At 27.7% G+C, this 12195-nt stretch carries 14 protein-coding genes; 7 read left to right on the forward strand and 7 right to left on the reverse strand.

Annotated features, from left to right (window positions below):
- Nucleotides 1-5: 5 nt before the first annotated feature.
- The gene (locus tag MAEO_RS00970) at nucleotides 6-617 is read right to left on the reverse strand and encodes a DUF2067 domain-containing protein (protein ID WP_011972917.1); all 612 of its coding nucleotides are present in this window, start codon (nucleotides 615-617) and stop codon (nucleotides 6-8) included.
- Nucleotides 618-992: 375 nt separating this feature from the next.
- Here MAEO_RS00970 and MAEO_RS00975 point away from each other — a divergent pair, with 375 nt between their 5' ends.
- The 3 genes from MAEO_RS00975 (at nucleotide 993) to MAEO_RS00985 (ending at nucleotide 3642) form a co-directional block, all read left to right on the forward strand.
- A complete protein-coding gene (locus MAEO_RS00975) occupies nucleotides 993-1946 on the forward strand; it encodes a tyrosine--tRNA ligase (protein WP_011972918.1) in 954 nt (317 codons plus the stop codon).
- A 178-nt stretch (nucleotides 1947-2124) separates the two neighbouring features.
- A complete protein-coding gene (locus tag MAEO_RS00980; protein ID WP_011972919.1) occupies nucleotides 2125-3189 on the forward strand; it encodes a mechanosensitive ion channel family protein in 1065 nt (354 codons plus the stop codon).
- 30 nt (nucleotides 3190-3219) lie between these two features.
- Complete coding sequence (locus MAEO_RS00985; protein ID WP_011972920.1) at nucleotides 3220-3642, forward strand: CoA-binding protein; 423 nt, start codon at nucleotides 3220-3222, stop codon at nucleotides 3640-3642.
- A 7-nt stretch (nucleotides 3643-3649) separates the two neighbouring features.
- Here MAEO_RS00985 and MAEO_RS00990 read toward each other — a convergent pair whose 3' ends face one another.
- A complete protein-coding gene (locus MAEO_RS00990) occupies nucleotides 3650-4408 on the reverse strand; it encodes a TatD family hydrolase (protein ID WP_048062426.1) in 759 nt (252 codons plus the stop codon).
- Between the two features lie 83 nt (nucleotides 4409-4491).
- Between MAEO_RS00990 and fucA the strand changes: the two genes are divergently transcribed.
- Nucleotides 4492-5034: an L-fuculose phosphate aldolase gene (gene fucA, locus MAEO_RS00995; RefSeq protein ID WP_011972922.1), complete on the forward strand. Its 543-nt coding sequence runs from the start codon at nucleotides 4492-4494 to the stop codon at nucleotides 5032-5034.
- Here fucA and MAEO_RS01000 read toward each other — a convergent pair.
- The 3 genes from MAEO_RS01000 to MAEO_RS07835 form a co-directional block, all read right to left on the reverse strand.
- Entirely contained in the window at nucleotides 5018-5296 is a 279-nt protein-coding gene (locus tag MAEO_RS01000) for a UPF0147 family protein (RefSeq protein ID WP_011972923.1), read from the reverse strand. The genes fucA and MAEO_RS01000 overlap by 17 nt on opposite strands.
- Nucleotides 5297-5743: 447 nt before the next feature.
- Nucleotides 5744-6112, reverse strand: coding sequence for a 30S ribosomal protein S6e (locus tag MAEO_RS01005; protein ID WP_011972924.1), 369 nt, complete (start codon nucleotides 6110-6112; stop codon nucleotides 5744-5746).
- A gap of 642 nt (nucleotides 6113-6754) precedes the next feature.
- Nucleotides 6755-6928 (reverse strand): hypothetical protein, encoded by a 174-nt coding sequence (locus MAEO_RS07835; RefSeq protein ID WP_011972925.1) that lies wholly within the window; start codon nucleotides 6926-6928, stop codon nucleotides 6755-6757.
- Between the two features lie 558 nt (nucleotides 6929-7486).
- Between MAEO_RS07835 and cobY the strand changes: the two genes are divergently transcribed.
- From cobY to dapF, 3 genes are all read left to right on the forward strand, one after another.
- Nucleotides 7487-8095, forward strand: a complete 609-nt coding sequence (gene cobY, locus MAEO_RS01010; protein ID WP_011972926.1) for an adenosylcobinamide-phosphate guanylyltransferase — start codon at nucleotides 7487-7489, stop codon at nucleotides 8093-8095.
- 19 nt (nucleotides 8096-8114) lie between these two features.
- A complete protein-coding gene (locus MAEO_RS01015; RefSeq protein WP_011972927.1) occupies nucleotides 8115-8411 on the forward strand; it encodes a PRC-barrel domain-containing protein in 297 nt (98 codons plus the stop codon).
- Between the two features lie 223 nt (nucleotides 8412-8634).
- The gene (gene dapF / locus MAEO_RS01020; RefSeq protein ID WP_011972928.1) at nucleotides 8635-9522 is read left to right on the forward strand and encodes a diaminopimelate epimerase; all 888 of its coding nucleotides are present in this window, start codon (nucleotides 8635-8637) and stop codon (nucleotides 9520-9522) included.
- A gap of 171 nt (nucleotides 9523-9693) precedes the next feature.
- Here dapF and asnB read toward each other — a convergent pair whose 3' ends face one another.
- Together asnB and MAEO_RS01030 are read right to left on the reverse strand one after the other, a co-directional pair.
- Nucleotides 9694-11286, reverse strand: a complete 1593-nt coding sequence (asnB, locus tag MAEO_RS01025) for an asparagine synthase (glutamine-hydrolyzing) (RefSeq protein ID WP_011972929.1) — start codon at nucleotides 11284-11286, stop codon at nucleotides 9694-9696.
- 93 nt (nucleotides 11287-11379) lie between these two features.
- On the reverse strand, nucleotides 11380-12150 hold the full coding sequence (locus tag MAEO_RS01030) for a coenzyme F420-0:L-glutamate ligase (RefSeq protein ID WP_011972930.1): 771 nt from the start codon (nucleotides 12148-12150) through the stop codon (nucleotides 11380-11382).
- Between the last annotated feature and the right edge of the window lie 45 nt (nucleotides 12151-12195).

Below are 12195 nucleotides of genomic sequence, written 5' to 3' on the forward strand. Positions count from 1 at the left end.
TTGGATTATTTATTTAAAAAATATTCTTTAATTAATTTTATGTCTTTATTTAATACAATTTTATCGTTTTCTTCCCTTAAAAACTCCTGTTCAATTGATTCATCAATGATATCATATATATCTTTTTTAGTTATGTATGATATTACTGTAATTATATTTTTTACAGGTTTAGGGCCTACATTGGTAAAATCTAATTCTTTATATATGCCGTATAATTCTTTTGTCATATCATGGAGCTCCTCCAAAGGAAGGGAACATTTTATAATATTTTTTTCTTCATCATATTTATATTCAATATCCAATGCACCAATAGCTTCTTTTAATAGCTCTTTATTAACTGGATATTTAACATCATTTAGTTGATATTCAAATAATCCTATCTTATTGGGCTTATACTTTTTATGGATTCTATCTGCTAAATTCATAATATTTTTATAATCTTGCATCATTTGAATTTTGTCATGGCCATATACTTTTATTCTAAGAATATTTATAATTTCATCTTTGGAATATGATACTTTTGATTCAATGGAACAATCAATATCCATTTTAGAAATTGCATCGCAGATTTCCTCTATTTCATCATTTGTTGCCTTTATATTAATTATTCTTTTCATTTACTCACCAAATAGGGGATATTCTATATTATTGTTATTATTAAATTAATTGATTAATAATATATATTGTATTTTGGGATATATTTATTTTGGAGCTCCGAAAGCTCACAATTAAAAGTCTCACTATAAATTATAAATAAGATAATAAAATAGTATATTAAACAATATACAATATATTTAATAATATATATAACAAACTTTCCGAACATATATAAATAATATATTATCATTTTTATATTTAAAAGAAAATTAAAAACATAAATTTAATATTGCCAAGTGATAAAATACACAAAATCAGAGATTTTGAATACAATAGCTCTGCTTTTGTTTAATATTCCGAAGGATATTGAATAATTTCTCTCAGAGGTCGAAATTATGGAAACAAAATTAGAAAATATTTTAAAAAATACCTCCGAAGTCGTATCGGAAGAAGAATTAAAAGAATTATTAAATGAAATATCAAAAGGCAACGATAAAATAGCCTATATCGGATTTGAGCCAAGTGGAAGAATACATTTAGGGCACTACCTCCAAATAAAAAAAATGATAGATTTGCAAAATGCAGGATTTAAAATTATTATTCTTCTTGCTGACCTCCATGCCTATTTAAACCAAAAGGGAACAATGGAAGAAATAAAGGAATTGGCAGAACAGAACAAAAAAGTATTTGATGCCATAGGATTAAATGCCACATATATATATGGAAGCGAATTTCAATTAAAACCAGAATACAATTTGGATTTATACAAAGTGGCAGTTAATACAACCCTAAAAAGAGCAAGAAGAAGCATGGAGGTAATAGCAAGAGAGGACGATAATCCAAAAGTTGCAGGTGTTGTTTATCCACTTATGCAGGTAATAGATATTAAACATCTAAATGCCGATGTGGCCGTTGGAGGAATGGAACAGAGAAAAATACACATGCTTGCAAGGGAAATTTTACCATCTATGGATTATAAGGCCCCAGTTTGCATACATAACCCAGTTCTTACGGGATTAGATGGAGAAGGTAAAATGTCCTCCTCAAAAGGAAATTTCATAGCTGTTGATGATGACGATGCTACAATTAAATCAAAAATAAAAAAGGCATATTGTCCAATAGGGGAGGTTGAGGGAAATCCAATATTAGAAATTGCAAAATATTATTTAAATTATCCTATAACAATAGAAAGACCAGAGAAATTTGGGGGAAATTTAATAATCAACAGCTACAATGGGCTTGAAGAATTATACAAAAATAAGGATTTGCATCCAATGGATTTAAAAAATGCTGTTGTAAAAGGAATAATTGAAATGCTAACTCTAATTAGGGGCCCAAATAGTGAATAATATAAATAAGGCAATGATAAATAAAATGGATTAAATCATTGTCAATCTTCGGTCTTTTTCATAAATATGCTGTGATTAAAACTAATCTCTACCATATTATCAATAAATGAAGAAATTCATTAATAATAGGACAGATGAGGGACAGTTATTGAAGATTAACTATAAAGGTGGTAATATAATGGATTTAAGCAATATTACATATTATGGAAATACAACATATGATATTATATTATTTATTTTAATTATATTTTTTGGAATAATTGCAGGGAGACTATTTAACACAATTATAAAAAGAAAATTAAAGAAAATAGTGAGTAAAACCAAAACTAAATTTGACGATATCATATTTGATGCTATTGAATTACCTGCTTCAATATTAATATTTGTATTATTTTTTTATTTTGCTTTAAATACTATACTAATTCCTAAAACAATTGGTATCTTATTATATGAATTAATAGATATAATGGTAATAATAGGGGCAACCTGGTTTGTGCTTAATTTCACAGATAGTTTCATACAGCACTACATTATTCCAAGGGTAAATAAAACGGAATCTACATTTGATGACCATATAATAGTCCCATTACGAAAACTATTAAAATTAATAATTATATGCTTGGGGTTATTGATGGCAATAGATGCCGCAGGATATAATATATCCACATTACTTGCTGGACTTGGTATTGGGGGTCTTGCTGTGGCACTTGCAGCCCAGGATACAGTTAAAAATTTTATATCGGGGGTTTTATTAATAATAGATAAACCATTTAAATTAAATCAATGGATTGAATTTGACGGGGTTGAAGGAGTTGTAGAGGATATAGGTATCAGAAGCACAAAAATAAGAACATTTAATGATAGTTTAATAATTGTGCCAAATGCAGTTGTAATAAATGCCAACATTGAAAACCATTCGGAGATGAAAAAAAGGAGAGTTAAAACAATTATTGGATTAACCTATGATACCCCAGTTGATAAATGTAAATTGGCAAAAGAAATTATACATACCATACTAGAAGACCACAGGACAACGCTCCCACCATATAGAATTACATTTAACGAATTCGGAGCTCATTCATTAAATTTTAGATTGGAGTATTTTATTAGAAATATGGGTTTTGATTATTATCTTAATGCAGTTGATGATATAAACATGAGAATAAAAGAAGAATTTGAAAAAGAAGGCATTGAAATGGCATTTCCTACCCAAACAATATATTTGAAGAAGGGGGACAACTAATATATAAAATATAAAAAATGGGGACATATTATGGAAATTATTTCAATAAATGACAAACAAGATTTAAAAAAAATATTTGAAGAAACTAAAACCATAGCCATAGTTGGACTATCTCCAAAACCTGAAAAAATGAGTAATATGGTGGGGAAATTTTTAAAAGAAAAAGGCTATAAAATTATACCCATCTATCCAAAAGAGGAAAGAATATTGGGGGAAAAGGTTTATCGGTCAATTAGTGAAGTAGATGAAAATATAGATATGGTTAATGTTTTTAGGAAATCAGAATATATTCCCGAAATTGTTGAAGAGATATTAAATAGGGACGATATAAATACGATATGGCTTCAATTAGGGATTATAAATAATGAAGCAATGAAAAAAGCAAAAGAAAAGGGTTTAAATGTGGTTCAAGATAAATGTGCAAAGGTGGAATATAATAATATATTTAAATAAATATAAATTAAATATTTAATTTAAATACTTCTTTTGCATTATTATATGAAATCATTTCAATAATTTCTTTATCTATATTATTTATTTTCATTTTTAATACTGTTTTCGGAGCTCCTAGAATATCCGATGGTGCTGAGGAGCTATCACTATTTAATAAAAATCTTTCGCCCCCATATTGTTTTACAATATCTACAACATCCAAAGGAGTTAATTTTTGGGGTTGAACTGTTAATCCCATTTTTAAATTTGTATCATATATCATTTTTATGGTTTCTTTTGTGCAATGTTCTATTATTATATTTTCGTTATTGTTTAGATTTAACCCCTCAATAACTTCCAAAATAGTTTTTGTAGTTTCATATTTATTGGTTCTTGGAGTATGAACCACAGCTGGAAGATTTAATTCCTTTGCCATAATTAGTTGATTTTCAAAAACCTCAATTTCTTCTTTTGTGCATTTTTCTAATCCTATTTCTCCCACTCCCACAATATCTTTATTTTTTAAATATTCCTTCAATATATTATAATTCACATCAGCAGGTATCATTCTTGGATGTATCCCTAAACAAACAAATAATTTTAATCCTATTTTATTTGCCTTTTGCACTTCATTATATAGTATTTTATCAAAATGTGCCCTAATTATGTCCATACTATATGGTTTTAATGGGTCATGTGCCATCGTTATAGCACAATCTAAATTTATAGCTAACTTTTCAAAATCTTCATATGGTCTTGTATCAATATGTATATGGGAATCTATTATTGGCATTTTACCACCTAAAAGTTTTATAAATGATATATGGCGTATATGAAATATATAAGTATAAAATATAAAATGGTGATAAAATGGATAATTTAAAAGAGTTTATAAAAATATGTCATTATTTGTATGATAGAAAATATGTTGTTGGAAGCGGGGGAAATGTAAGTATAAAAAAAGATAATTTGATATATGTTACTCCCACAGATTCTTTACTGGGATTTATAAATGAGGAGGATATAGCAGTTGTAGATATGGATGGAAATATTATTAAGGGAGCTCCCACATCAGAACTATATATGCATCTAAATATATATAAAAAAAGAAATGGCGTAAATGCCATAGTTCATACTCATTCTTTGTATTCTACGGCACTACCCATGGCAGATAAAGAAATAAAATTATTAACCCCTGAATCTAGAATATTCTTAAAGAAAATTGGATATGTAGATTATTTTGAAGCTAGAAGCATGGAATTAGCTAACGAAGTTTCTAAAAAAGACGAAGATGTTATTGTTTTAAAAAATCATGGAATTGTATGTGTTGGAAAAAATTTAATGGATGCATATTTAAAAACAGAAGTTATGGAGGAAATTTCCCAATTGAATTATATTATTCATTCTTTATAGTTTCTAACTCACTAACAATTGACCATATTTGGGTTCTTGTATGGAGTGGCATATTTGGGTCATCGCTTATATCGTCCAAATATTGAACTGCTGCTGCACTTCTTACAATATATTCTTCATTTTCATCCAATATTGAATCTTTTGCTTTCTGTGCTGCTGCCCTTATGTTTCTTGGGACTGTTGTGTCTCCAAGTATTTCATCAAGCATAAATGCAATGTTTTTTAATTTATCTGAGGTATCAACTTTTTTTGATTTAAACATGATATATCACCTTAAAATAGTGTTTAATACATATTGATTTACACAAATCAAAGATTTGTGAATTATAGTGGAATATTATAATATACAATATGTGTGGTTAATATGATAAATCTATAGTCAATCTTCGGTCTTTTTCATTAAACCATCTCAAAATCGCAAAGCGATTTTTACGATCGTATAAATTTTTCAGAGAAAAATTTAGAGATCTTATTAAAGCTAAACCACTCCATATTACCATATATGAAGAAATTATTTAACAAATAATGGACGGATAAGGGACTGTTATTGAAGATTAACTATAATTCCTAAAATTACAATTATATATTTAAATTAAATTAAATTAATAAAATAAATAAAAATATAAAAAAATTTTTAATTTATATTTGGCCTGTTGGAGGGTATTTATGGCTAATCCACATATTTATTATTTTTAGTATATGCTATTTTTTATTGTCCTACTATTTCACTAATGGGTGTAGCTCCTGCCTCTACAACTTTTGTATTTATTTGAACAATGTCTGAGGATATTAAATTTCCTCTTGCGGTTTTTCTTTTTCTAATTCCTGCATCTTGTGGTTTGTATCCTGGCGCTTTGCTCAATAATACTCTCATTTTCATGTTTCCATGTATGTCATGTCTCATAGCAAATCCACATTTATCTGAACCGCCTGTTATTTTTAATTTATATCCATCTAAACCTACAATTGACCCGTTTATTTCATCGCCTATTGTTTTACCAATTACTGCTGTTGTTTCTGCTTCAAACTGGTATGATTTTCCATCTTTATCAGATACTACAAATTTAAATTTTGCCATATTTTCACCTTTATTTCTTATTTTTTTTATTTTCTTATTTATTATTTAATTGACCTTGACTATGTTTGTGTTTTATCTGCATTTGTATGTGTTCCAATTGTTCCAATTTTCGCCCATCTTAGCTATATAATGATATTCTCATTTTTATACTTTTCGAAAATATACCTAATTAAAAAAATTATTTCTAAAAAGTCGTAAATGTTAAGGATTTAACACTAAAAATATAAAAAAGAAGTTTGGTGAATATATGATGAAATATGAAATACATTATAATTATATCTAAAAAATAGCCCATAATGGGATATTATAGTAAGTTCAATAACTGTCCCTCATCTGTCCTATTGTAAAAATTCCCCTGGAATTTTGAGGTCGTAAAAACTCCTTCGGAGTTTTGAGAAATTATTAAATAAAATCTCTTCGAGATTTTATACAAAAGCATAGCTTTTGTAAACAAAATCCTTTTAGGATTTTGTACAAAATCGAAGATTTTGTAAACAAATTTTTTCATTTATTAGTAATATATTATAATAGAGTATAGATTAGCTTTAATCATAGCATATTTATGAAAAAGACCGAAGATTGACTATATTTAGGTTTATTATTATGGGAGCTCCACAACATATATATGTGCCATAATTTAAATTAATTAAATATTATTGAAACAATTGTAAGAGCCCCTACAACATATCCAATAATTTTTACAATATTGTCTCCCCTATATGGTCTTTTAACATCATTTGATAAAAGTTCCGTATTATTGGCAATATTTTCTACTGATTTATTATTTACCATTGCTTTTGTAATTCTTGCATCCATATTATCACCAAACTTATTTAATTCGTAAATTATTATATTTCCGTAATTATATTTCTTAAAATATAATCTTTCCTTATGCTATATTATTAATAACCTACTATATATACCTATTTGCTCATTATAAATCATTATAAATGTTTTTAATGAAAAATAATGACAGATTATGCTTATTTATTGTAATGATTAATCATTATAAATATAAATATTTATATAAATAATAATAATAATAATAATAATATAATTATAAAATTTAATATGTAATAACCAATAATAAAAATACAGAAATGATATTATAATAATTACGACAACAATTTAGTTAATCTTCAATAACTGTCCATTATCCGGCTTATTATTAAACAAAATCCTTTTAGGATTTTATACAAAAGCATAGCTTTTATAAATAATTTCTTCATATATTGACAATATGATAGATATTTTAGCTTTTAATAGGATCTCTAAATTTTTCTCTGAAAAATTTATACGATCGTAAAAATCGCTTTGCGATTTTGAGACGGTTTAGTGAAAAAGACCGAAGGTTGACTATAAAGGAGGAAAAATATGGATGCATTAATAATGGCTGGGGGGAAAGGCACACGATTAAATTTAAATGTTGAAAAACCACTTTTAAAAATATTGGATAAGCCTATGATAGATTATATTATTGGGGAGCTCCTAAAATCAAAAATAAATAAAATATATATAGCCACATCTAAACACACCCCGAAAACTAAAAAATATTTAATTAATAAATATAACAATAATAATAAAGTAATTATTGTAGATACGGAAGGCACTGACTATATCCACGATTTAAATCAGTGCATTTCTTATTTTTCTAAACCATTTATGATGCTTTCCTGCGATATTCCGTCTATAAAATCGAAACTAATAAATAATATAATAAATTATTATAATAATATAAACAATAAAAAAGAAGCTTTATGCGTAGTTATTGAAAAAAATAACTATTTAGGCAATCCTACTTTAATTTTAAATGAATATGATAAGATTCCCGCTGGCATAAATATATTAAGCCCTAAACAGGGTTGTCAAACTGAGGAAATATATGTGGTAAATGAACCACTAATAAATATAAATACTTTGAAAGATAAAGAAATTGTTGAAAACATATTTGGTGGAGAATATAAAAAATTAAATAAAAAATAACACATATTGGTGATTTATTGTGATAGCCCCTACTAAACCAGAAGCTAAGGTATCTTTTAAAAAATTATATGGAAAATCCGTTGTAGGAGATATGGGTAGTATAATAGGAAATATAATTGATGTAGTGTTTGATGAGAATACTGGAAAATTATCTCATTTTGATATAGAGCCATCTGAACAAAGCCCTATCCCCCCATCAAATGACTGTTATAAATTAATACCATATAGGATAGTTTTAGCGGTTCGAGATGTTGTAGTTATAGATGAGTCAAAAATAACCAATGTTAAAATAGTAAGTAAAAAACCAATACAATAATCTTTAAATATGATATGATTATTTTCTAATTTTTCATATTTATTTTTAACAAAATCCTTTTGATTTTGTTTAATAGTTATGATAATCAATATTTATTATTACTATTATTATTGGGCAAAGTGCTCTTGAATATATGTCACACATCACACATATAATTCATTAATCAATATATAGTGTTTTTAAATTTGTCGGTCTAAAATATTAAAATAAAAGGTGAAATAATATGGGTTTAAACTTTACAAAAATGCACGGACTTGGAAACGATTATATCGTAATAAATGAATTCGATGGAGAAAAAATAAAGGAAGACGAAAAGGCAGAATTTTCTAAAAAAATCTGTAAAAGGGGATTTTCAATAGGTGCCGATGGTGTAATATTTGTCCAACCTGCAACCGATGAAAAATATGATATAAGATTTAGAATTTTTAACAGCGACGGGTCAGAAGCTGAGATGTGCGGAAATGGAATAAGATGCTTCTCAAAATTTGTTTATGAAAGAGTAATGCAAAAAAATCCATTAAATGTTGAAACCATGGGCGGTCTTAGGGTTTCAGAAATGAATATAGAAAATAATATTGTAAAATCTATTAAAGTATTTATGGGAGCTCCCACATTTGAACTAAAAGACATACCTATGGTAGTAGAAGGAAAGTCAGAAAACGATGTATTTTTAGACGAAGAAATTGAATTAAAAAATGCACTATTAAATTCTGTAAAATTAAGTGTTGTGAATGTTGGAAATCCTCATGCGGTAATATTTATGAAGGACAATAATTTAAAGGCACCATTCATAAGAACCCACTTAAATATATTGGGTAAAGAAATAGAGCATCATAGTGTATTTCCAGAAAAAATAAATGTTCATTTTGTAGAGATAGTAAATCCACAGGAGATAAAAATAATTACTTGGGAAAGGGGGGCAGGTTATACCACAGCTTGTGGAACAGGGACAACTAGCTCTGTAATAATTGCCAACAAATTAGGAAAAACAGGAAATAAAGTTTTGGCACATTTAGACGGTGGAGATTTAGAAATTGAAATTAAAGAAGATGGAGTTTATATGGAAGGGGATGCCGTAATTGTTTATGACGGGGAATTATATCAATATTAAAAATAATTATAAATATTAATGGATTATTTTTTAATTATTATTTTTTTGGTTTTGATTTTATTTGAAATAAAGACTTATATGGATAGCAATAACTCCCATATTGCAATACACCTAAGATAATCCAGTTCAACAATTCTTTTCAATATTGCACCTTTTACCGAATTTATATTTTTATTTATTAATATACATCCCCTTTAATTTCTTAAATAATATTTCGTCAAAGAATTTATTAATTTCTTTTTTAGAATATCCATAATTTTTAGCAACTTTAAATATTATTTTTTCGCTTCCACTACCATATTGGGCAGCTTTTTTTGGACGATAGGCGATATATTCGGGAATATATTTTAAAGCTATATCTCTTAAAATTATTTTTCTCTCTTTTTCATTTAATTTATATTCGATAGGAATTGATAATCCTAGCTCAACAACATTTTTATCTAAAAATGGAACACGGAGCTCCACACCATTTGCCATTGTGCAGTGGTCATCTCTCTCCAAATTGACTTTATATATATCCATTACATCATTATATAATGCCTCTTTTAATCCATTTGCCCCGTTTTCATCAAATATTCTTTTATATCTATTGTATCCCCCAAATAATTCGTCTGCACCTTGTCCAGATAATACAACTTTTATGCCGTCCTCTTTTGCCATTTCCGAAGCTACAAACATAGGGATACCAACAGCCATTTTCATTAAATCAATTTCATCAATGGCATAGGCAACTTTTAAAAGATAGTTTTCATAATCTTTGGGGTTTATTATTTTTTTTCTTAATTTTAGCCCCATATCATTTGCAGCTTTTTCAGCCCATATTATGTCATCGCTTTTTTCATCAATTCCCACTACATACAATATTACTTCTCCGTATTCTGATGCCATTTTTGCTATAAGTGTGCTATCTACTCCCCCTGAATAAATTATTCCAATTTCATCAATTCCATTAACTCGTTTTGACACGGAGCTCCATAGTGCCTCTTCAAGTTCTTCTTTACAGACATCATAATCCATATTTTTATATTTATTGAAATAATTTGTAGTAATCTTTCTAATATTTTCCCATTTTGTAAGCTCATTGTCATTTAAATCATAAACTATACAACTATTTGGTTTTAAATTTGATATGTTGTAATTGTATGCATCTTCAAAAGATAGATTATTTATGTCCATCAATAAATTAATTAGTGCCTTTTTTTCCGATGCAAATGCAAAATATTTTTTATTATCAATATAATAAAGTGGCTTTACTCCAAATAAATCCCTACCAAGTATTATTTTATTTTCGTCCTTATCGTATATGCAGTAGGCATAATCCCCATCTAATTCATCAAATATGTCCTCTTCATAGGCATGTAATATTATCTCTGTGTCCGTATCTGAATATATGTCATGACTACTTAAATCTTCTTTTAATTCGTTGTAGTTATATATTTCCCCGTTGCAAATAGTCCATAAATTTTCATTTTCATTAGGTATTGGCTGGTTAGCTTCTCCCACTATTGCAAGTCTATTGTGTCCAATACCTAACCTATTATTTTTTTGGCTTGTGTTTAACTCTTTCAATTCATTAAAATCATTAAAATAAATTACCTCATCATCAAACATCAAGCCAGAACTATCTGGACCCCTATGTTTCAAAATTTTCATTCCTTTTATTAATTGTTTTGGTAATTGTATATCATTATAATTATAATCATTGCTACAACTACTCGGCTCTTCCTCGTCGTCTTTTAATATAATTCCATTTATCGAACACATTATACATCACTTAAATTTTTTTAACTTTTTTTTATTATTAACTTTTTAGCATTATAGTTTATTTTAAATTATATTTATATTTTATGATTTAATTTATTTTCTAAAAACATCTTCCTCTTTTTCCCTTACTAAATCACTACCAACTCCCTCAGTAAATGGAACAGGAGCTCCCCTTATAATTACCAGTGGTATTCCTTCATTAGATTGACCCATTACAACCGATGCCGTTGATGCCAATTCATCGGCTATTCCAACCTCTGTTGTATGGAGCTCCCTACCAAATAAATCTTTCTCCCCCTTTCTATCCCATAAAGCACGAATTCCACTTACTCCAATAGCTACCCCACAAGCTCCTTTTCTAAATGGTCGCCCCATGCTATCATTTATAATTATTCCAATTTTTTTCCCTGTTTTTTCTATGATGGCATTTTTAAGATATTTTGCACTGTTATCTGGATTTTTTGGTAGTGGTTTTATGGCATCGTTGGAATTACTTTCATCTACTCCACTGTTGGCACAGACAAATCCATGTTTTGTTTCTGTGATTATAAATTTATCGCCCATTTTTACAATTTCACTACTTTCATTTAATATAATTTCCATCACTTCAGGACATTTATCAAGCTGTTCGGCAAGTTTTTTTGCCTTTTCTGATGGGGCAATATCTTTTTTATTAAATATATTTCCTTCAAGTTTTGATATTATTGTTTCGGCTATTACAATTATATCGTTGTCTTTTAATGGATATTGAGCTATTAAATCCACCAAATAATCTAATCCCAAAGGCTCTGTAATTATTGGAATTTCTAATCCTATTACTTCCATTTTTTTTATTTCCTTTATTTCCTTTATTTTATTTTCCATATTTTCTACCTTTTTCTCGGAGCTCCACAATATTTATGCCTACAA

This window comes from Methanococcus aeolicus Nankai-3, assembly GCF_000017185.1.
Taxonomy (GTDB): Archaea; AGJL01; Methanococci; order Methanococcales; family Methanococcaceae; genus Methanofervidicoccus; species Methanofervidicoccus aeolicus.

Bases quoted from the DNA above. Each gene is read 5' to 3' on its own strand.
- MAEO_RS00970 (WP_011972917.1), bottom strand. From the start codon at position 617: ATGAAAAGAATAATTAATATAAAGGCAACAAATGATGAAATAGAGGAA.
- MAEO_RS00975 (WP_011972918.1), top strand. From the start codon at position 993: ATGGAAACAAAATTAGAAAATATTTTAAAAAATACCTCCGAAGTCGTA.
- MAEO_RS00980 (WP_011972919.1), top strand. From the start codon at position 2,125: ATGGATTTAAGCAATATTACATATTATGGAAATACAACATATGATATT.
- MAEO_RS00985 (WP_011972920.1), top strand. From the start codon at position 3,220: ATGGAAATTATTTCAATAAATGACAAACAAGATTTAAAAAAAATATTT.
- fucA (WP_011972922.1), top strand. From the start codon at position 4,492: ATGGATAATTTAAAAGAGTTTATAAAAATATGTCATTATTTGTATGAT.
- MAEO_RS01000 (WP_011972923.1), bottom strand. From the start codon at position 5,296: ATGTTTAAATCAAAAAAAGTTGATACCTCAGATAAATTAAAAAACATT.
- MAEO_RS01005 (WP_011972924.1), bottom strand. From the start codon at position 6,112: ATGGCAAAATTTAAATTTGTAGTATCTGATAAAGATGGAAAATCATAC.
- MAEO_RS07835 (WP_011972925.1), bottom strand. From the start codon at position 6,928: ATGGATGCAAGAATTACAAAAGCAATGGTAAATAATAAATCAGTAGAA.
- cobY (WP_011972926.1), top strand. From the start codon at position 7,487: ATGGATGCATTAATAATGGCTGGGGGGAAAGGCACACGATTAAATTTA.
- dapF (WP_011972928.1), top strand. From the start codon at position 8,635: ATGGGTTTAAACTTTACAAAAATGCACGGACTTGGAAACGATTATATC.
- asnB (WP_011972929.1), bottom strand. From the start codon at position 11,286: ATGTGTTCGATAAATGGAATTATATTAAAAGACGACGAGGAAGAGCCG.
- MAEO_RS01030 (WP_011972930.1), bottom strand. From the start codon at position 12,150: ATGGAAAATAAAATAAAGGAAATAAAGGAAATAAAAAAAATGGAAGTA.